The organism is Zunongwangia sp., assembly GCF_048269745.1.
GTDB lineage: Bacteria > Bacteroidota > Bacteroidia > Flavobacteriales > Flavobacteriaceae > Zunongwangia.
Genome location: NZ_JBLXIB010000001.1, coordinates 181331 through 202209, shown reverse-complemented (window position 1 = coordinate 202209; position 20879 = coordinate 181331). Strand labels below are relative to the sequence as shown.

Annotated in this window: 16 protein-coding genes, 2 tRNA genes and 1 pseudogene; 8 read left to right on the top strand and 11 right to left on the bottom strand. The window is 33.5% G+C overall.

Going from position 1 to position 20879, the window contains the following annotated elements; all coding sequences use genetic code 11:
• Window positions 1-46: 46 nt before the first annotated feature.
• The 5 genes from ACN0WI_RS00895 to gdhA form a co-directional block, all read right to left on the bottom strand.
• Window positions 47-244: a hypothetical protein gene (locus ACN0WI_RS00895; RefSeq protein WP_417884716.1), complete on the bottom strand. Its 198-nt coding sequence runs from the start codon at window positions 242-244 to the stop codon at window positions 47-49.
• 225 nt (window positions 245-469) lie between these two features.
• Complete coding sequence (locus ACN0WI_RS00890) at window positions 470-868, bottom strand: ExbD/TolR family protein (protein WP_417884715.1); 399 nt, start codon at window positions 866-868, stop codon at window positions 470-472.
• 184 nt (window positions 869-1052) lie between these two features.
• Window positions 1053-3449: a TonB-dependent receptor plug domain-containing protein gene (locus ACN0WI_RS00885; RefSeq protein WP_417884714.1), complete on the bottom strand. Its 2397-nt coding sequence runs from the start codon at window positions 3447-3449 to the stop codon at window positions 1053-1055.
• A complete protein-coding gene (gene recO, locus ACN0WI_RS00880) occupies window positions 3449-4168 on the bottom strand; it encodes a DNA repair protein RecO (protein WP_417884713.1) in 720 nt (239 codons plus the stop codon). The genes ACN0WI_RS00885 and recO overlap by 1 nt, the downstream gene beginning before the upstream one ends.
• Before the next feature lie 94 nt (window positions 4169-4262).
• Window positions 4263-5606: an NADP-specific glutamate dehydrogenase gene (gdhA, locus tag ACN0WI_RS00875; RefSeq protein WP_417884712.1), complete on the bottom strand. Its 1344-nt coding sequence runs from the start codon at window positions 5604-5606 to the stop codon at window positions 4263-4265.
• Between the two features lie 203 nt (window positions 5607-5809).
• Between gdhA and ACN0WI_RS00870 the strand changes: the two genes are divergently transcribed.
• Window positions 5810-6562 (top strand): THC0290_0291 family protein, encoded by a 753-nt coding sequence (locus tag ACN0WI_RS00870; protein ID WP_417884711.1) that lies wholly within the window; start codon window positions 5810-5812, stop codon window positions 6560-6562.
• Here ACN0WI_RS00870 and pncA read toward each other — a convergent pair.
• On the bottom strand, window positions 6559-7161 hold the full coding sequence (pncA, locus tag ACN0WI_RS00865) for a bifunctional nicotinamidase/pyrazinamidase (RefSeq protein WP_417884710.1): 603 nt from the start codon (window positions 7159-7161) through the stop codon (window positions 6559-6561). The genes ACN0WI_RS00870 and pncA overlap by 4 nt on opposite strands.
• Window positions 7162-7168: 7 nt before the next feature.
• Window positions 7169-8572 (bottom strand): nicotinate phosphoribosyltransferase, encoded by a 1404-nt coding sequence (locus ACN0WI_RS00860; RefSeq protein ID WP_417884709.1) that lies wholly within the window; start codon window positions 8570-8572, stop codon window positions 7169-7171.
• 312 nt (window positions 8573-8884) lie between these two features.
• Here ACN0WI_RS00860 and ACN0WI_RS00855 point away from each other — a divergent pair.
• From ACN0WI_RS00855 to ACN0WI_RS00845, 3 genes and pseudogenes are all read left to right on the top strand, one after another.
• A tRNA-Asn gene (locus tag ACN0WI_RS00855) sits at window positions 8885-8958 on the top strand.
• Window positions 8959-9011: 53 nt separating this feature from the next.
• Window positions 9012-9085, top strand: a tRNA-Asn gene (locus ACN0WI_RS00850).
• A gap of 117 nt (window positions 9086-9202) precedes the next feature.
• Window positions 9203-9985, top strand: a pseudogene (locus tag ACN0WI_RS00845) (PfkB family carbohydrate kinase).
• Window positions 9986-10144: 159 nt separating this feature from the next.
• Here the strand turns inward: ACN0WI_RS00845 and rseP are convergent.
• Window positions 10145-11470 (bottom strand): RIP metalloprotease RseP, encoded by a 1326-nt coding sequence (rseP, locus tag ACN0WI_RS00840; RefSeq protein WP_417884708.1) that lies wholly within the window; start codon window positions 11468-11470, stop codon window positions 10145-10147.
• 148 nt (window positions 11471-11618) lie between these two features.
• Here rseP and ACN0WI_RS00835 point away from each other — a divergent pair, with 148 nt between their 5' ends.
• The 3 genes from ACN0WI_RS00835 (at window position 11619) to feoB (ending at window position 14698) form a co-directional block, all read left to right on the top strand.
• A complete protein-coding gene (locus tag ACN0WI_RS00835) occupies window positions 11619-12293 on the top strand; it encodes an SCO family protein (RefSeq protein WP_417884707.1) in 675 nt (224 codons plus the stop codon).
• 72 nt (window positions 12294-12365) lie between these two features.
• Window positions 12366-12596: a FeoA family protein gene (locus tag ACN0WI_RS00830; RefSeq protein ID WP_417884706.1), complete on the top strand. Its 231-nt coding sequence runs from the start codon at window positions 12366-12368 to the stop codon at window positions 12594-12596.
• Window positions 12593-14698: a ferrous iron transport protein B gene (feoB, locus tag ACN0WI_RS00825; RefSeq protein ID WP_417884705.1), complete on the top strand. Its 2106-nt coding sequence runs from the start codon at window positions 12593-12595 to the stop codon at window positions 14696-14698. Before ACN0WI_RS00830 ends, feoB begins: the two co-directional genes overlap by 4 nt.
• A gap of 224 nt (window positions 14699-14922) precedes the next feature.
• On the opposite strand, the gene ACN0WI_RS00820 is transcribed toward feoB, so the two are convergent.
• Genes ACN0WI_RS00820 through ACN0WI_RS00810 form a run of 3 tightly spaced genes read right to left on the bottom strand, consistent with a single transcriptional unit; the run spans window position 14923 to window position 18310 of the window.
• Complete coding sequence (locus ACN0WI_RS00820) at window positions 14923-15744, bottom strand: ZIP family metal transporter (protein WP_417885092.1); 822 nt, start codon at window positions 15742-15744, stop codon at window positions 14923-14925.
• A gap of 18 nt (window positions 15745-15762) precedes the next feature.
• Entirely contained in the window at window positions 15763-17655 is a 1893-nt protein-coding gene (locus tag ACN0WI_RS00815; protein ID WP_417884704.1) for an Nramp family divalent metal transporter, read from the bottom strand.
• Window positions 17648-18310 carry a metal-dependent transcriptional regulator gene (locus ACN0WI_RS00810; RefSeq protein WP_417885091.1) on the bottom strand — a complete coding sequence of 221 codons (663 nt, stop codon included), beginning with the start codon at window positions 18308-18310 and terminating at the stop codon, window positions 17648-17650. The genes ACN0WI_RS00815 and ACN0WI_RS00810 overlap by 8 nt, the downstream gene beginning before the upstream one ends.
• Before the next feature lie 100 nt (window positions 18311-18410).
• Here ACN0WI_RS00810 and ACN0WI_RS00805 point away from each other — a divergent pair, with 100 nt between their 5' ends.
• Window positions 18411-20774, top strand: a complete 2364-nt coding sequence (locus tag ACN0WI_RS00805; RefSeq protein ID WP_417884703.1) for a TonB-dependent receptor — start codon at window positions 18411-18413, stop codon at window positions 20772-20774.
• Window positions 20775-20879 lie beyond the last annotated feature (105 nt).

Sequence of the window (20879 nt, the reverse complement as noted above, 5' to 3'; positions counted from 1 at the left end):
AAACCAACTTAGATTAAAGAAAATATACCATTTAATAGCTTTTATTTTAAAGTTTATAAAAAATTTTAAATAGAATAGTTCGATCTTGTAAATAAACTCGGCGATCGGTTACGATGAATTCTGAAAAGGAATTTTCTCTTCGGAAATTGGCATCCAGCATATTATTAACTTCGATCTCAAAATTCCAGGCACTATCTAATTTATTATAGAACAGAGAGGCATTTCCTATCTGAAAACGGTTCACCTGGTCGTTTTCTTGGTTTTTATAATAATTATATTCGTAATCGGCTTTCAGAATAAATCCGTTTAAAGTTACTTAATCAATAAGAATTCACATAACTAGTGTAAATAAATAGGCAAAATCAAGTGTAAACGATATTTTAATTGTAATTTTCTAGACTAGAAAAATTATATTACTTTATAATTTGGATAACAAAAGAATACTTATTCAGTAATTCCCCACTTTTTATTACTTAAAAGCTTTTAAGTCAATTTTCTGAAACCAGTTTTTACCATCTATGTTTAATTTTTTCGTTTCCAAAAGATAACGTTCGGTTTTTATATTTTCGCGAATTGCTTTTCTCATTTCAGAATTAACATCGATGATATAGCCCATATCAAGATCTTTATCTCCAAAGATTCTAAAAACAATTTGTTGATCTATCTTAAAAGGTTGGTTTCTTAAAATTTCAGACACCTGCTTTTGTACATTTTGAAAAGAAGTTTTTTCCTCTTCAACATAAATAGTTTTATTAGCACTTATAAACACATTAAGGTAAAAAGTATTACTACTCTCTGTATTAGATTGAGCCTTTGTTGTAATTGCGAACCCTAAAAAACATAGTAAGATGTAAAATTTATTAGCCATAATTCCCAATAGTTCTATAGTCTTCCAATAAATCTATTTTCTTTAGCTGCTTTCACTATCTACACTATAAAATAATTATTGAAACTGGTATTTACTGATGAATTACTAATGTAATCATTTAAACTAACTTATTAGTTTAAATCAAAAAAATTAACGGTATTAACGGTATTACCTAAAACTTAAATTAAAACCTAAACCTAGCTGAAATGATCAAATTTCGACCTGCTGCGGCGATGCCAGAACTATAAGTACGGTAACGCCGATCGGTAATATTTTCAACGGAAGCGGTGAGCAACCAGTTTTCATCTATATCGTACTGCCCAGTAAGATTTAATGTGTACCAGGAGGGAGAATATGGATTTCCGTTCACATCGATGGCATACAAATAAGCCTTTCCCTGCTCTGAAGTTGCAAGATCGTTATAACTGATCTCTCCGTTATATTCAGCAAAAAGATCGAGTTTTACTTTCTTTTTATGCCAGATTAAATGAGTATTTCCAAAAAGTGGCGCAGCATGGCGCAATGGTGCTACCGAGCCATCATCTAATTCTTCTTCGCCTTCAGTGATTGCAATTTTTGAAGCAAGTCGTAAAGCCACTGAAAAATCGACCTCAACACTTCCCTCAAATCCATAAACATGCGCATTCGATGCATTTTGAATCGCTTGTACATTACTTGCTTCGCCTTGATAATCGATTTCAGTTTTACCTTTCAGGTTAAAATCGCGGCGCACCATTGCATCTTCTAACCAGGTATAAAAACCTGCAAAACCAAATCGGATATTTTCAGCTGGTGTCCAATTCACTCCAACTTCAGCATTGTAAGCATATTCAGGTTTTAAATCGGGATTAGGAACTACCACCGATCCTGGTTCAGAATCAAATATTTTCCCCACATCATCGATATTTGGTGCTCTAAAAGCTGTCGATGTATTTACGCGCCATCGCAAAAAATTATTTTGTTTCCAGTTGATTCCCGCACTTGCGGTTAGCGCTCCGGTGTTAATATCAGCATCTCGAAACGGAAAATCATAGAGAGTTTCATCGAATTTGGCATTCAACAAAATATGATTATATCGCAAACCCGACTGAAAATTCAAGGCTTCCTGAATTTGCCACTGATAAGTAGCGTATGTTGCTAAAGACCTCCAGCTAGAATTATCGGGATATCGCGAGGCGGTTTGTTGCCTGGAACCTGAATTAATATTTTCCTGAAAACCTTCAGAATTTATCTGGTTATTTACATATTCTAAACCGTAAAATAATTTACTCCCAACAAATGCTTTTTCAAAATCTAAATTAGCGGAATAGGCACCCACATTTTCTTCTGTATTAAATAAAATTTCCTCGCCAAAATCACGATCATGACGACTTTCCTGAAAAAACTGATATGCTAAAGTAAATTGAGCTTTATCGTAAAAATCACCATTCCCTTTTTTATTAATTTTGAAATCCCCTAAAAACCATCGTTGCGGCCCATAATACCATTCGGCTGACCTTAACTGATCATTTCTACGACGATACAAACGATCGTACCTGGGAACATCTGAAGTTTCACTATAAATAAGCCCTAAACTAAAATTCCATGTTTCATTGGGCATATATTTTATTTTTTCCAGCAAACTAAGCTGCGTATAACCAGTTGGTTTTTGAATCAGTGGATCTTCATTTTCTAAAACAACATCTTCACCATTTTCTTGTGCGGCATATTCTTGCCTCAAATAAGAATCGGGACCATGTTCTCCCATTTTTAGATCATTAAAATCTGAATAAGAAATCGACGTCTGAAATGCCCAATTTCTCCATCCTAAATTAACATCGGCATGCAAGGTTTGTTCATTGTTTGCCGAGGAATATCTTCCGTAGAAATTACCACTTATCAAAGTTTCGGCTCCAAACGAAAATCGAGGTTTTAGCGTATAAAAATTCATTACTCCTCCAATAGCATCGCTCCCGTAAACCATGGAACCGGGACCTAAAATCACTTCAGATTTTTCTATCGCCAACGGATCGATATTAATCACATTCTGAAGATTCCCGCTTCTAAAGATTGCGGTATTCATCCGTACGCCATCTACCGAGATTAGCACTCGATTGGTTGCAAAACCACGAATCATAGGACTACCGCCTCCTAACTGACTTTTTTGCACAAAAACCTGTCCGGTACTTTCTAATAAATCGGCTGAAGTTTGCGGACTGTTCAACAGTACATCTTCTTTATCGATACTTACTATTTTCTGCGGAATTTCGTCTTTTTGAAGCTGAAATTTTGCTACGGAAAGCACTACTTGATCCAGCTTATTTTGGTCTTCCTGAAGATACACAATCTGATCTTTAATTTCAGACTTTTTAATCTTAAATAATTCATGCGAAATATGCTGAAAAAGGAGCACTTCAGCAGTATTAAATTTTGATATATCCGCACGACCTTCAAAATTGCTCAGGCTAGTTTTAGTCTTTTCAGCATTAAAAATCATGACATCGCTTAAAGGCTCTTCGGTAATTTTATCGAGAACGATGATATGCTGAGAAAATAGATTTCTGCTTAAAAAAATAAAGAATAATAATACTAAGAAGCGCATTAATTAAAGATTTCGTTAAGTACAGTTAGGGATTTTGGCTTTCTGAAGCCTTCGATATGCAACTCGTAATATAATAGGATCATCTTTAAAAATTCTGCTCGTTGTGAACTGCTCAACTTTACGCTTTTCATATCATTAAACCCCACATTTAAAAATGCTGGCAAAATATCAAGATTTTCACCTTCTATGCAATAGTCATTAGTTTTAACAGGTTCAAAAGTTCCTTCCAACAAATTAAAAAATGGGTACTCAGTATTCAAATCATCAGGCTGGAAGCCTAAAAATCCGGATAATTTCAGCAAAAACATAATATGAAAATTCGCAATTTTATCATGCAAATCCAGCCACGCAAAAGCGGTTTCTAAAAAGTGATACAGTGAAGTATTAGCTTCTTCTTCTCTAATAGCGCTTTTTAAAACTTCAGCAATAAACATCGCAACACTAGCCTTAATAACATTGGTATGTAGCGAAGTATAGGTGTTAATTACCTTGGCATCTTTCAGGTATTCGAGTGTGCCTTTATTTTTATGGCTGGCGACAATCTCGAGCTGTGTTAGCAGTTGAAACTGGCTGGCTTTAAACTTTCCTTTTTTCGATTTTAAAATTCCGCGAAGCATATAAGTCCGCAAACCACTTTCTGATGTATATAGATTTACGATAAGATCGGCTTCTCCATATTTAAGCGCGCTAATAACTATAGCTTTTGTAGTAACCAGCATGAAGTTTATGAAAATTTTAGAAAATACTCAGTAAGTGAAGATATAAAAAAAGCCGCTTCTAGAAGCGGCTTATAATATTTATATTGCTTGGAATTTATACAACCCCTTGAGCTAGCATAGCATCGGCTACTTTTACAAAACCAGCAATGTTTGCTCCTTTTACGTAATCTACATATCCATCTTCATTAGTACCATATTCTACGCATTTTTCGTGAATATCGTTCATGATTTCATGTAGTTTTTTGTCTACTTCTTCAGCTGTCCAATTATAACGCATTGAATTTTGCGTCATTTCTAACCCTGAAGTGGCTACACCACCAGCATTTGAAGCTTTACCCGGAGAGAATAAAATCTTAGCCTCACGGAAGATCTCTATAGCCTCTGGCGTACATGGCATGTTAGCCCCTTCACCAACACACATACATCCATTATTTACTAATTTCTTAGCATCAACTTCTTTTAACTCATTTTGCGTAGCACAAGGTAATGCTACATCACATTTTACTTCCCATGGCGTTGTATCCGCGTAGAATTTAGCATTCGTATATTTCTCAGTATACTCTTTAATTCTACCTCGTTTTTCATTCTTAAGTTCCATGATGAATTGTAGTTTTTCTTCATCAATTCCATCTTCGTCATGAACATAACCAGCAGAATCTGACATTGTCACTACTTTAGCACCAAGCTGAATTGCCTTTTCCGCAGCATATTGCGCCACATTACCAGATCCTGAAACAACAACCGTTTTCCCTTCTAGCTTTTCTCCTTTGGTTTTAAGCATATTCTGAGCAAAATATACATTACCATAACCGGTAGCTTCTGGACGAATTAAAGAACCTCCGAAAGAAAGACCTTTTCCAGTTAAAATTCCGGTAAATTCATTTTGAATTCTTTTATACTGCCCAAACATATAACCAACTTCTCTGCCTCCTACTCCAATATCTCCGGCAGGAACATCTGTATTATAACCTATATGTTTACTTAGTTCTGTCATGAAGCTTTGGCAAAAACGCATTACTTCATTATCAGACTTTCCTTTTGGATCGAAATCTGAACCACCTTTACCACCGCCCATTGGCAATGTTGTAAGACTATTCTTAAAGGTTTGCTCGAAAGCTAAAAACTTAAGAATACTTAAGTTTACCGAAGGGTGAAAACGCAAACCGCCTTTATAAGGTCCGATAGCAGAATTCATTTGAATACGATATCCGCGGTTTATTTGAATATTACCTTCATCATCTAACCATGTAACTCTAAACATAATTACACGCTCTGGCTCTACCATACGCTCTAATAACTGCGCATTTTGATATTTTTTATTTTCTTCTATAAAAGGTATAATAGTTTCAGCAACTTCATGAACCGCTTGTAAGAATTCTGGTTCGTTTTGATTTCTTTGAGATACATTATCTAAGAAATCCTGTATATTTTTTTCCATAAGGCGTCACTTAAATATTTTTTAAAAAATGTATTGATTTCGGCTACAAATATATAAGTTCTATAAATTTTGAGGCTTATTTTAATTTTTTTTCTACAAAATTAACTTTTTATTATTTACTAAAAATAAAAAAGAATGAAGATAAATAAATTTTTATTCTGTAGGTTTTATATATTTGCGGCATTACACCATAAACACTTGTATTGAAGTCAGTTACCATATTTTCATTCATCGTTTTTTTCTACCTTTTGTCGGGTAAATTACAAGCGCAAGTCCTTCATGAGATAGGTATATCTGCTGGGCCTGCTGCTTTTACTACCGACTATGGAGAACGAGGCGATTTCCGGAATTTCTATTTAAATACAGGAGTAGGTATTGGTTTACAGCACTATATGAACTTTACTTTTACCGGAAATAATTCAAACCTTTTTAAGGATTTTGTTAGAATACGCTCTGAGCTAGATTACTTTTATTCTAAACTTGATCACTACGGTCATATTTCTTATAAAAATAATCCTAGAGGTGAACTCTTACGAGCCATGCATGGTACTGTACAAACTATTGAAGCAGGCGTACAACTAGAAATTCATTTTACTCAAATTAGAAAATTTTTATTTTTCGATAAGCGTTTCTCTCCTTACGTACTAGGAGGTGCTCATATTGTATATTTTATGCCCGATGCATATAGCGATTTAGGACCATTAGATAGTCCGAATGTTTTATTTCCATCTTTTGAAGGTGGACTGAATTTAGATAGCGGATTTACCTATTCTTTAGTTTTTGGAGGAGGTTTAAGGTACCGATTAACTAGAGATAGTGATTTATTAATTGAAGCTAAATGGAATTATTATTATAACGATTATATTGAAGGATTAAATGTACAAGGTCCCCAAAACCAGTCTAACGACTGGAATATATGGGTTAACTTTGGATATATTTATTATCTAAATTTTTAAATAGCGGCTGAACAAAGTAACTGTAATCCTTTTGTTTCTAATTCTTCTTTAATTTTTGAAAAATTTGCTGAATCTATAGCTCGTGTTGCATCTTCAATTAAAAAACAAGTAAATCCTTGCATTAAAGCATCTTTTATACTAAAAGCTACACAAAAATCAGCTGCTAAACCTGTAAAGTACAATTCTGTAACTCCTTTTTCTTTTAAATATCCTTTTAATCCTGTCGATTTTAAATGTGCGTTATCATAAAAACCGCTATAGCTATCTATTTTTGGATTGGTGCCTTTTCTAAAAATCGCTTCAATTTTATCGGTTTTTAAATCTTTATGAAAATTAACTCCTTCAGTACCCTGAACACAGTGATCTGGCCACATAATTTGGTTAATACCGTCTAAATCGATAGTCTTGAATAGTTCTTTATGATGTGTACTGGCAAAACTAGCATGTCCGGATGGATGCCAATCTTGTGTTGCAACAACTAAATCGAATTTATCTTGAATTTTATTGATTATCGGTATTATCTGATCGCCTTGCGGAACGGCTAGTGCTCCACCCTGCATAAAATCGTTTTGAGCATCAATTATAAGTAAAGCTTTCATAACTGAATTATATTTTATGTTCGTTTATTAATCGATCTCTTTCGTTTTTTAATTTTTCTGAAATACTAACTTTATAAATATGCGGATTATTGAATCGTTTATACTCATGTGGTAATTCGGCTAATCTAGATTTAGAATATTCGGCTATTTCAGTGAGTGTTCGCTTTTTTATCTGAACTTCACCTTTTTTCATTACTGGTTTCAACAAAGCTTCTTTTTTATATTCTGAAGTATTCAAAAATTTATAAGGCTCGAATGGATGAAAAACTTTATCGATATTTTCTTCATTTTCCATACTTATTACATCAATCCCGATACAAAAACCATCTTTATCTTTCATCCGGTATACCTGCTTTCTATGCGGTAAGGTTGTTTTAATTAAACTTTCCGAAATTTTAATTCGAGGCTTACCATCTGAAAAAGTTAGTTTATAGACGCCATCCAAAGCACCATCTGAATTACCTATCACTAAATTGGTTCCTACTCCATAAATATCGATAGGTGCTTCTTGTTCTTGTAAACTTTTAATAACAAATTCATCTAACTGATTAGAAGCTGCTATTTTTACATACTGCAAGCCTGCAGCATCCAATTGTTGTCGGGCTTGTTTTCCAAAATAAGCTAAATCACCACTATCTAAACGAATTGCTAGTAATTTCTGCCCCTTCTCTTCCATTTCTTTAGCAACAGTAATTGCATTAGGAACGCCACTTTTTAACGTATCGTAAGTATCTACCAATAATACACAACCATCAGGTCTGTTTTTAGCAAAATCTCTAAATGCTGTTAACTCATAATCATAACTTTGCACAAATGAATGTGCCATAGTTCCAGAAACGGGAATATCAAAATCTATTCCTGCTATTACATTACTAGTCCCATTAAAACCTCCTATAACGGCTGCTCTAGAGGCATAGTAACCTCCCGGCCCCTGGGCTCTACGTAACCCGAAATCAAGAAGGGTTTGGTTTCCTGCAACCAATCGCATTCTGCTTGCTTTAGTAGCTATTAAAGTTTGAAAATTTAAAAGATTAAGCAACAAAGTTTCTATAAGTTGGGCTTCAATTATAGTTGCTTCAACTTGTAAAATAGGACGCGTTGGAAATACCAAATCTCCTTCCATTACAGAATAGATGTTACCTGAAAACTTAAAATTTTCTAAGTAAGAAAGAAAATCAGGTTCAAAATTTTTAGTTTTTAAATATTCAATATCTTTTTTAGTGAACTTTAGATCATTTATAATTTCCAATAAGTCTTCTAAACCGGCAAAAATTGTATACCCTCCTTTATATGGATTTTTTCTGAAATAATAATCAAAGGTGGCTCGGGTATCTTTTTGACCGTTTTTAAAATAGACTTGCGCCATAGCAAGTTGATATTGGTCGGTATAAGTAGCACTAAAATCGAACATATAATAGTTTATTTCTTTAAATTACTTAAGTATTGAATTAACTTGAAAAACAAATGTAAAAGTTTGGAAAGTTTTGATAACGCTTTGTAACGCCAAAATTATTATAAAAATTTACCTAATATTTCTCCTTTGATGCATTATTTAGAGAATAGTTAAAATTATGAGTGATTTTTAAATGGAATTTGGCTAAATCTATATTACATTTACGTCAAAACACAGAACAAAAATTATTACTAATATTTTTTTTTAAAAATTATTTAGTGATATTTAAAAAATAATATATATTTGCATCCGCAAAAACGTTTGCAATATTCCTCCTTAGCTCAGTTGGTTAGAGCATCTGACTGTTAATCAGAGGGTCCTTGGTTCGAGCCCAAGAGGAGGAGCAACAGTTTTTAAGGCAACATTGGCTGCCACAAATGCCAATATTTATTGATATTCCTCCTTAGCTCAGTTGGTTAGAGCATCTGACTGTTAATCAGAGGGTCCTTGGTTCGAGCCCAAGAGGGGGAGCAAAAAGCCGTATTAAAATACGGCTTTTTTGTTTTTTATTTCTTCCTTACCAACTTACCAAGCTATTTCTCTAAAATTATCATCCAAATCAAATAATTTTCTAGATAAAAAATATTCATGAACAATACTATTCGGGCAATTTGTTTTGGTGAAATTTTATTTAATGTTTTTCCTAATTCAGAAAAAATAGGTGGAGCACCTTTAAATGTTGCTTCTCGACTTAGCGCTATTGGGATTAGAACAATTATGATTAGCAAGGTTGGAGCCAACGAAAAAGGCAAAATACTTCTAGATTACTTAAAATCTAAAAGCATTGAAAATTCTTTAGTTACCAAAACTAAAGAATTTCAAACAGGGGTTGTAAATGTTTCATTAAGCACAAATGGATCTGCTTCCTAAACTATCGAGCACCCTTCAGCCTTGGACAAAATCGAATGTTCTAAAGCTATGATTGAAAAAGTAAAAGCTTCTGATGCTTTTATATTTGGAAGTTTATCCTGTCGAGATCCTAAAAGTAGAGAAACGTTATTTCAACTTCTTGAATACGCAAAATATCGGATTCTAGATATCAATTTAAGACCTCCGCATTATGCCAAAGAAATTTTGAAAATTTTAATGCAGAAAGCCAATTCTATAAAATTTAATGATGATGAATTATATGAGATTGCTACCATGTTCGATTCTCCTTTCCACTCTTTAGAACAAAATTTGAGCTACATATCCAAAATTACCAATGCAAAATCGATTTGTGTAACAAAAGGTAGTCACGGCGCTGTACTTTTAAATGAAGGAAAGCTGTATTACAATAGTGGTTACAAAACAAAAGTTGCTGATACCGTTGGTGCTGGTGATAGTTTTTTAGCCTGTTTAATTTCAAGTACAGCCACAAAAAGCTATTGATTTTGCCTGTGCAGTAGGAGCCTTGGTAGCTTCAAAAGAAGGGGCTAATCCTGAATTCTCTTCGGAAGAAATTGAAGCGTTTATGTTTCCGGAAAATCTTTAAAAAACAAACCCCGAAATTATAAAATTTCGAGGTTTACTATTTTGAAAATATCTCCTTTATTTATCGAATATGGCTCGATAGATATCATTTCCATTAGCGTATAACACTAAAGCTATTAAAATGAAGAAACCGACCATTTGAGCATATTCCATAAATTTCTCGTTCGGTTTTCTACCAGTAATAATTTCATATAATAAAAATATAACGTGCCCCCCATCTAAAGCTGGTATTGGTAGAATATTCATAAAAGCTAAAATAATAGATATTAAAGCTGTTGTGTGCCAAAATGATTGCCAGTTCCAAGCATCAGGAAACATACCTCCTATCGCTCCAAAACCTCCTACCTGAGTTGCGCCTTTTTTTGTAAAAACGTACTTAAACTGATATACATAATCCCTAAGTGTCCAATATCCATCTTTAAAACCTTCTGAGATACTTTCGGCTAATGTATAATCTTTATGAGCAATTGTATACGGTAAGTTATTAGATACGGCTACACCAATCATACCTTCCTCATCTGGAGCTACATTTGTAGATTGTACTTCGTCTCCTCGTTGATAAACAATCGTTAAATCCTTTTGCTTATTTTTTTTAGTAAAATGATTAAGTTCATTCCAGTATTTAATGTTTTCTCCGTTAATTGATATTATACTGTCCCCTTTTTTTAAACCTGCTTTAATTGCTGGTTTACCCTCAATTATACTATCTATAACTGGTCTACGGAAAGGCATAAAAGGTTGCATAACGCCTTCCTTAAACATTTTTTCGCCAATGTTATCAGGAACTTTAATTGTTTCTGTTTGGTTGTTTTGATGCTGCACGGTTATTGTATTTATTCCGCGTAACATCAAAAACCGATTAACATCCATGCTATTTTGAAGTGGCTCTCCATCGATCTCTAGAACTTTATCTCCGTCTTGAAAACCATATTGCTTAAAACTATCTGCTACAGCAAATCCTTTGTCCATTTGCTCCGGTCCCATATAGTTGGTTCCCCAAACAAATAAAATCATCATAAAAAGCAGGAATCCTAAAATTAAGTTTACTGTTACTCCACCTAACATAATAATTAAACGCTGCCATGCCGGTTTGCTTCTAAACTCCCAAGGTTGTGGTGGCTGAGCCATCTGCTCTTTATCCATACTCTCATCAATCATTCCGGAGATTTTTACATATCCTCCTAGCGGAAGCCAGCCTATCCCATACACGGTGTCACCTATCTTCTTTTTGAAAAGTGCAAATTTTACATCGAAGAATAGAAAAAACTTCTCTACTCTAGTCTTAAAAATTTTTGCCGGAATAAAATGTCCTAATTCATGTAGAACAATTAGTAAAGACAAACTTAAAATTAATTGTATTGCTTTAATTATAAACGGACTCATTGGCTATTGTCATTTTTTAATCGCACAAAAGTAGTCTTTTCATTAGACCTAAAAAAGTACGATTTTTTACTACCATTTATCTTGCCAAAATTTAAAAGCTAAAAATGGGTAAAACGAGCTATTAGCTTTAATTTTGTAAAAAAAATATATGAAAGGTTTTTTTTCTAAATATAAAATTTTCATAATCACTTTTGGTATTATTTGCATAGTTACTATGTATAGCATCTACACACTGCTTACTCCAAAAGAAAAATTACCAGTTTATCAGCCAGATATGGTAAATGCAGATCTTGTAGACTCAACAGTACAGTATGTAAGAAAATATCATAAAATTGCTGATTTTAAATTGATTAATCAAAATGGCGACACTATTACTAATGCCGATTATAAAGACAAAATATATGTAGCTGATTTCTTTTTTACCACTTGCCGAACTATTTGCCCTATCATGACCGACCATATGGTAAAAATTCAAGAAAAAATTAAAGATGATCCAGAGGTGCTATTACTATCGCATACAGTAATGCCTAGAATAGACACAGTAGCACAATTAAAACGCTACGCAAAAGAAAAAGGGGTAATCGATAAAAAATGGAATTTAGTTACTGGCGATAAGAAACAAATTTACGAATTAGCCAGAAAATCATATTTAGCTTCTAAAACTACCGGAGACGGCGGTAAATATGACATGGTACACACTGAAAATTTTGTATTAGTAGATAAACAACGACAAATTCGTGGGTTTTATGATGGAACAAACCCTGAAGCTATCGAAGAATTAATGCATGATATTGCTATTTTAAAGCAAGAATATCAAAAATAGCGATTTTTTCTATAAAATTTTTATTGCTGCACAAAATCCTTACTTTTGTTGTTTAAAATCAATCTAAATAAATTGAAGGTAACATTAGCAGACTTAAAACGTGGTGAAAGCGGAATTATTAAAAATTTTTCTGCAGAAAGAGTTCCTCTTAAATTATTAGAAATGGGATGTTTGCCAGGTAATGAAGTTACCATGGTACAAATAGCTCCTTTTCGTGACCCAATGTACCTTAATATAAACGGAAGTCATCTTGCATTGCGAAGAGAAACCGCTTTAGAAATTGAAATAGAGCTGATAAAATGAAGGGAAAACAAATAAATGTCGCTTTAATCGGTAATCCAAATACAGGGAAAACCTCTATATTTAATCAGCTAACAGGTTTAAACCAAAAAGTAGGAAACTACCCAGGTATTACGGTAGAAAAGAAAGAAGGTATCTGTAAACTACCACGAGGGCTAAAAGCGCATATTATCGATTTACCCGGCACCTACAGTTTAAATGCTTCTTCACTAGATGAAAATGTGGTAATCGAATTATTATTAAATAAAAATGATAAAGATTATCCTGATGTAGCCGTAGTAATTAGCGATGTAGAAAATTTAAAAAGAAATTTACTCCTTTTCACACAAATAAAAGATTTAGGGATTCCAACTATTCTTGTTATTAATATGGCAGATAGAATGGATCGTAAAGGAATCTCTTTAGACATTGAAAATTTAGAAGAACGGTTAAAAACAAAAATAGCCCTAGTTAGCGCAAGAAAACATATGGGTATCGATAAGCTTAAAGAACTTATTATTAATTACCGAAGTATTTCTAATGAACCTTGCGTAAATGCTTCTGTTATTGAACCTAATTATTTTGAAAGTCTTAAAAAAGCATTTCCAAATCAATCAGTCTACAAACTCTGGTTAGTAATTACTCAAGATGTTAATTTTGGTAGTATTAACCGAAAAGAGCTAACAGCTAACTCTGGTTTTACAACAAAATCGGTCTCTGATTTAAAACGGCTTCAACAAAAAGAAACCATACATCGCTATCAATTTATAAACGGTGCTTTAAAAGAAACTCTTACTATTGATCGAAATGCAGCTAAAGATTTACGCGGCCGTTTAGATAGAGTTTTGACTCATAAAGTTTGGGGGTATGTTATTTTCTTTGTCATCTTACTTTTAATTTTTCAGGCAATTTACGATTGGTCGAGCTATCCAATGGATCTTATAGACAATACTTTTGCCACTTTAGGAGAAATGGCAAAAGTCAATTTACCGCCCGGGGCATTTACCAACCTATTATCAGAAGGAATAATACCTGGCTTAGGCGGAATTGTAATTTTTATTCCACAAATTGCTTTTCTATTTTTCTTCATTTCTATTCTAGAAGAAACCGGCTATATGAGTCGTGTTGTTTTCTTAATGGACCGAATAATGAGAAAGTTTGGTTTAAGCGGAAAAAGTGTAGTCCCACTAGTATCAGGAACTGCTTGTGCTATTCCAGCAGTTATGGCTACTCGAAATATTGAAAATTGGAAAGAGCGCTTAATAACAATTCTAGTTGTTCCTTTTACAACCTGTTCTGCTCGCTTACCTGTTTATCTTATAATTATAGCGTTAGTTATTCCTGATGATAATTTTTTAGGTCTTAATTTACAAGCTCTAACATTAATGGCATTGTACTTAATAGGCTTTGGTACCGCTATTTTTTCAGCATGGATTTTAAACAAAATTCTAAAAATAAAATCTAAAAGCTATTTTGTAATTGAAATGCCTAATTACAAAATTCCGATGCCAAAAAACATTGGAATTAATGTAGTTGAAAAAACAAAGTCATTTGTTTTTGGTGCAGGTAAAATAATATTAGCCATTTCAATAGTATTATGGGTTTTAGCTAGCTATGGTCCAAACAATAACTTTAGTAATGCATCTGAAATAGTTAAAGACAAATACACTGAAACTACTGTTCCTTCTAAAGAAATTCTAGACCAAGAAATTGCTAGTTATAAATTAAAACACTCCTACATCGGAATTATGGGTCGTGGTATTGAGCCAGTTGTGGCTCCTTTAGGATACGACTGGAAAATAGGTATTGCACTTATTAGTTCATTTGCAGCTCGAGAAGTTTTTGTGGGTACACTTGCTACTATTTATAGTGTTGGTAGCGATGAAGAAGAAACAATTAAAAACAGAATGGCCGCAGAAATAAATCCTGTTTTAGGCGGGCCGCTATTCAATTTTGCCAGTGGCGTAAGTTTAATGCTTTTTTATGCATTTGCCATGCAATGTATGAGTACACTAGCCATTGTACAACGAGAAACAAACAGTTGGAAATGGCCTGCATTTCAACTTATTTTTATGAGTGGTTTTGCTTATGTTGTGGCTCTTATTGCTTATCAGTTATTAAAATGATAATGTAAAGATTTACTATTAAAATCGACTAAATAAAAAATTATGGAAATCTTACAACAAATATTAGTCTTATTTTTTTTCTTTTTAGCTATAGGTTATTTAATAACCAAATTTGTATGGAAACCTAATTTTTTAAAAAGAAAATCGAATAAAAACAATAGTGCTTGCGGGATGTCTAATTGTAAATGTGGAAGTGATTAAGATTGCCTTTTGACTATTAGTTTTTATCCTAAAGCCACATCTAAGATCATCATTACCAAAAAGCCACCTATAAATCCTAATGTACTAACATCTGTATAATTTCGTTGCTGTGATTCCGGAACAACTTCCTCTACCACTACAAAAATCATGGCTCCAGCTGCAAACGCTAATGCGTAAGGTAAAATTGGTTGAAATGTCATTACAGCCCATGCACCTAAAACGGCTGCAATAGGTTCTACTATAGCAGATAATTGTCCATAATTAAAGCTTTTTAATCGACTAAAACCCTGCCCCCTTAAAGGCATAGCAACTGCAAAACCTTCAGGAAAATTCTGCAATCCTATTCCGACAGCTAATGCAACTGCTCCGGCAATACTAGCTCCTTCAAAACCAGCTGCTGCACCACCAAATAAAACACCTACAGCTAAACCTTCAGGAATATTATGTAATGTAATCGCTAAAACCAATAATATCGATTTATGCCATGGAGTTTTTATTCCTTCTTTCTCTTCAGTAGAAAAATTAACATGTAAATGTGGGAGCACTTTATCTAGTGCAAAAATAAATAGGGCACCTAGCGCAAAGCCTATTGCTGCTGGTATTACTTTAAAAAAACCCTCTCCCGGACTCATTTCGATACCAGGGGCTAATAAACTCCAAAAACTTGCTGCTACCATTACTCCTCCCGTAAAACCTAACATACCATCGAATAACATCCGATTCATCTTTTTAAATAAAAAAACTAATGAAGCTCCAGCCGCAGTAACTCCCCATGTAAATAAAGTGGCATAAAAGGCTGCTAAAACCGGATCTAAGGTTTCAAAATAATCTATAACGGTATTCATCATAAAATTTGGAATTATTTATGTAATAAAAACAGGAATATCTATTCTATGCCTAACAGCATCTACAGTAGTTCCTAATAAAATATCTTTAAAAAAAGTATGTCCATGTCTTCCTAAAACCAGCAAATCATAGCGCTGCTCTTCATCATTAATTGCCTTTGGAATTTCTTTCCTAGGATTTCCAAAATTAAGTATAACAGATACCTTATAACCTAATTCTTCTAACTGTGATTTATAAAGATTTAAAAACTCAGTGTCCTTATCCGTTTCGTAATCTTGAATATCTTTTCCATAAATAAAGGCTCCTGGAGTCTCTACACAATGTATTAATGTATAATTACAATCTTTACCTCCTAATTGCAATGCTCTATTAATACTTTTCTCATCTGATGAAGAAAAATCTAATGCTATCGCAATATTTTTATAGGATTTATCTGTAATTTTTGAGATAATACTTGGTGTTTTATGTGGTGCATGATTTTTAATCCATCGCTTACCAAGCTCTCTTTTGAAAAAAGGCCAGAATGTAATAAATAATAACAAAAAGCCGGTTGCAATTACTATTGGAATGACAATTGCCCAAATGTAAATAGAACTATCTGAATGTTGAATCCATTGCTGAAGCTCATCAATTACCAATTTCACATTCAACACAACAATTACAATACTAACAACCCAAGAAGCAATTACTGTATGCCATTTTATATGAAATCCTCTCATTTTTTTCTTATCGCTTACAAAATGGATAAGTGGAATTATAGCAAACCCTAATTGTAAACTAAGCACTACTTGGCTCAAAACCAATAAATTACCAGTAGAGCGTTCTCCAAAATAAATAATAGTAAGAAATGCGGGTACAATAGCTAATAGCCTTGTTATTAAACGACGAACCCAAGGCTGAATTCGTAAATTTAAATAGCCTTCCATTACAATTTGTCCGGCTAATGTTCCAGTAAGCGTAGAACTCTGTCCGGCTGCAATTAAAGCTAAAGCAAAAAGAATAGGAGCTAATGAAGATCCTAATAAAGGTTCCAATAATTTATGCGCATCCTGGATTTCGGCTACTTCATACATTCCATTTTTAAAAAAAACAGAAGCTGCTAATATTAATATTGCCGCATTTACAAAAAACGCCAAATTCAGAGCTATTGTAGAATCTATTAAGTTGTATTTTAAAGCTTGGCGAATTCCTTTTTTGTTTCTCTTTATAGTTCTCGTTTGTACAAGTGAGGAATGCAAATAAAGGTTATGAGGCATTACCGTTGCTCCTATAATTCCTATAGCTATATATAAACCTCCATTTGTAGGTACAGATGGTACTAATCCTGAAATAACTCCTGGCAAATCAGGTTTTGCCATAACCATTTCTAAAAAGAAAGATAAACCAATTATTGCTATTAAAGCTATAATAAAAGCTTCCATCTTTCTCATCCCCTTATTTAGTAAAAACAATAGTAAAAAACTATCAAAAACAGTTATAGAAACGCCCCAAAGCAATGGAAGTCCAAATAGCAGCTGAAGCCCGATTGCCATTCCCACTACTTCTGCAAGATCGCAAGCAGCAATAGCAATTTCAGCAAAAATATAAAGTACAAAATTTACAAAAGGTGGATATTCCTCCCGAGAAGCTTGTGCCAAATCTACGCCACGAACTACACCTAAACGCGTGCATAAACTTTGTAAAAGCAATGCCATTATATTAGACATTAGTAATACCCATAATAACGAATAACCAAATTTACTCCCTCCTGCTAAATCGGTTGCCCAATTCCCTGGATCCATATACCCTACGCTAATTAAATAGGCAGGACCTAAAAAAGCTAAAATTTTCTTCCATTTAGATTTCTTACCGGAAGTATTCACGGAATTGTGTACTTCTCCTAACGATTGGCGTTGGTTATCTTTACTCAAAAGAAATAATTTTTAAATAAATATTATTAGCTGCAACTTTAGATATAGTAATTTCTTTATTATTCATCTGTAAAACCATAGAACCATCAAATTGTTCTTTTTCAATAATTTTAATGGTTTTGCCTAGTTTAATTTTATTCCGATCTAAATACTGAAGAAATTCTGAAGAAGAATCCCTAACTCCCACACAAACACCTTGCTCCCCTTCTTCAAAATCAGAAAGTATCTTTTTATTCAGATTTATAAAATTTCCATTAGCATCTGGAATAGGATCGCCATGCGGATCTCGCTTTGGATATTCTAAAAACTTATCCAGTTTGGAAATTAATTCATCAGACTTTATATGCTCTAATTGTTCAGCAATTTCATGCACTTCATCCCAATTAAAGTCAAGCTTTTCTACCAAAAAATATTCCCATAATCGATGTTTCCTAATAATTTGGATAGCTATTGCATTTCCTTTTTCACTCAACTTTACACCTTGATATTTTTTATAATTTACAAGGTTTTTATCGGAAAGCTTTTTAATCATATCGGTAACCGATGAAGCTTTAGTCTCCATCTCCTCTGCAAGTGCATTGGTACTTACGCCACTGCTATATCTTTTCTCTAAATGATAAATCGATTTTAAATAATTTTCTTCTGAAAGTGTCATCTCAAATTTAATTCTAAACAAAAATACATTTTTTTTAATTAAAACAAATTTTTAGATTTGTCTAAAAATAATATTAAGCAAAGCTAATTAAATATATAATATGAAGATTATTAAAGTTTTAATTTTTATCTTTCCAATAATTGCAAACGCGCAACAAGAATTTAACATTATTGGAGACATCTCCTGTGAAGGAAAAACTGTAGCTTTTGCTAATATCTCCGTAATAGGAAAAACCAAAGGGACTTCTGCCGATCAAAACGGTACTTTTAGCATAAATCTAGCCAAAGGAAAATATAATCTTAAAATCCAGGCTATTGGTTATAAAACCAGAATCATTAAAATTGATACCGAAAATTACAAAAATGAAAAATTATATATTCAGCTTGGTGAAGATCAATTAGGCTTGGATCAAATTGTTGTGAGTGCCACAAGAAACAGAGTAAACATAAAAGAAGCTCCCGTAATTGTAAATGTATTAAGTCCGAAATTATTCAATGCAACACAATCTATCTCAGTTGCTGAAAGTTTAAATTTTCAACCCGGAGTTCGAGTAGAAACCAATTGCCAGAACTGCGGATTTACTCAAGTTCGATTAAATGGCCTTGATGGAAGTTATACTCAGGTTTTAATTAATAGTCGAGCCGTATTTTCAGCATTAAACAGCGTTTATGGGTTAGAGCAAATCCCAACTTCTATTTTAAATCGTATAGAAGTGGTTAGAAGCGGTGGTTCTGCTTTGTACGGGTCCAATGCTATTGCGGGTACCGTAAATATTATCACTAAAGATCCGGTTTTAAATTCATGGCAGATTTCATCAAGTTTGGGTTTAATAGATGGTAAAACTCCAGACCGAACCTTAAGTGTAAACGCCTCTGTAGTTAGTGAAGATTTAACCAGTGGTATTACAGTTTTCGGGATGAAACGCGATCGGGATAGTTACGATGCTAATGATGATGGATTTACGGAAATAACCGAACTTACCAATACAAGCTTAGGAGCAAAAGCATTCTTAAAACCGAACGAAAAAAGTAAATTAACTTTAGATGTTACCGCTCTAGAAGAATATCGCCGTGGCGGAAATCAATTAGATTTAGCACCACATCTTACTGATATCACTGAAGAATTAGATCATAACACTGTAATTGGCGGAATTACTTACGATTTTCACAACGAAGATGCCAGCAATAATTTTTCGATATACACTTCTGCACAACATACTGATCGGAGAAGTTTTTATGGCGGCCTTGGTGGCGGGCGTACCTGGCAAGATTCTATTAGTGCTGCTAATGCCTACGGAAATACTAAAGATTTGGCATTATTAGTTGGCGGACAATTTACTCGTAATTTTAAAAATAGTAATGATATTTTAACGGTTGGAACTGAATATAACCTCAGCAATACTGAAGATAACATTCCCGGATATAACAGATATATCGATCAAAAAGTAAATGCTATTGGAACTTTTGCACAATACGAATGGAAACCTTCTGAAAAATTTACGGCTCTTATCGGCGGTCGGTTAGACTATATAAATGTAGATGGAAAATACACTATTCAAGATATCAATCGAAATTCAGAAATCGATCAAGCTGTTTTAAGTCCACGATTAACTTTACGATACAAAGCCTCCGAAAATTTACAGCTTAGAGGCGGTTATGCTCGTGGTTTTAGGTCTCCGCAGGCATTTAATGAGGATATGCATATTTCCTCGGTTGGTGGCGAACCGCAATTTGTTATTTTATCGAATAACTTAAAAACCGAATACTCTAATGCTTACACTGCTTCGATAAATTATTCCAAAAATTATAATAAACTTCAAACCAATTTCTTGTTAGAAGGTTTTTATACCAATCTTGAAAATCCATTTACCACAATAAGCACCGGTGCGAGTTTGCCTAATGGTTCTATTTTAGAAGAAGTAAGAAATGGTAACGGCGCTTATGTAAGCGGAGCTAATATTGAAATTGGGGTTTCACCCTCGTCAAAATTGAGCTTTCAAATGGGCGGAACTATCCAGAATTCCAAATATAAAAAAGACCAAATTTTATTTGAAGCTGATGCAAATAACCCTAACGAAAATGATATTATCATTTCTGAATTTGTTCGTAACCCCAATATATATGGTTATTTAAATACCAATTTTTCCGTTTTCGAAGAAACAAGTTTTGATATCACCGGAACTTACACCGGATCGATTACGGTGCCGCATGTGGTTAGTAATTCAGGTTTTCTAAAGCTTAACAAAAGCGATTATTTTTACGATATTAATCTGAAAGTTACGCATCATATCGATATTACCGATACTTTCCAGATGAATATTTATGGTGGCGTTCAGAATATATTTAATGAATATCAAGATGATTTTGATAAAGGGCCTACTCGAGATTCCGACTATATTTATGGCCCGTCGCAACCCCGTACATTTTACTTCGGAATTAAGTTTGGAAACCTACATAATCTATAGAATTGAGATCGCTTCGCTGTTAGAGCATAGAATATAGAATCAAAAATCTGGAAACATGTTTTTGAATGTTAAATACTGGATTGAACACTATTCAGACTGGCCTAT

Bases quoted from the DNA above. Each gene is read 5' to 3' on its own strand.
- ACN0WI_RS00890 (WP_417884715.1), bottom strand. From the start codon at position 868: ATGGCTAATAAATTTTACATCTTACTATGTTTTTTAGGGTTCGCAATT.
- ACN0WI_RS00885 (WP_417884714.1), bottom strand. From the start codon at position 3,449: ATGCGCTTCTTAGTATTATTATTCTTTATTTTTTTAAGCAGAAATCTA.
- recO (WP_417884713.1), bottom strand. From the start codon at position 4,168: ATGCTGGTTACTACAAAAGCTATAGTTATTAGCGCGCTTAAATATGGA.
- gdhA (WP_417884712.1), bottom strand. From the start codon at position 5,606: ATGGAAAAAAATATACAGGATTTCTTAGATAATGTATCTCAAAGAAAT.
- pncA (WP_417884710.1), bottom strand. From the start codon at position 7,161: ATGAAAGCTTTACTTATAATTGATGCTCAAAACGATTTTATGCAGGGT.
- ACN0WI_RS00860 (WP_417884709.1), bottom strand. From the start codon at position 8,572: ATGTTCGATTTTAGTGCTACTTATACCGACCAATATCAACTTGCTATG.
- rseP (WP_417884708.1), bottom strand. From the start codon at position 11,470: ATGAGTCCGTTTATAATTAAAGCAATACAATTAATTTTAAGTTTGTCT.
- ACN0WI_RS00835 (WP_417884707.1), top strand. From the start codon at position 11,619: ATGAAAGGTTTTTTTTCTAAATATAAAATTTTCATAATCACTTTTGGT.
- feoB (WP_417884705.1), top strand. From the start codon at position 12,593: ATGAAGGGAAAACAAATAAATGTCGCTTTAATCGGTAATCCAAATACA.
- ACN0WI_RS00820 (WP_417885092.1), bottom strand. From the start codon at position 15,744: ATGAATACCGTTATAGATTATTTTGAAACCTTAGATCCGGTTTTAGCA.
- ACN0WI_RS00810 (WP_417885091.1), bottom strand. From the start codon at position 18,310: ATGACACTTTCAGAAGAAAATTATTTAAAATCGATTTATCATTTAGAG.
- ACN0WI_RS00805 (WP_417884703.1), top strand. From the start codon at position 18,411: ATGAAGATTATTAAAGTTTTAATTTTTATCTTTCCAATAATTGCAAAC.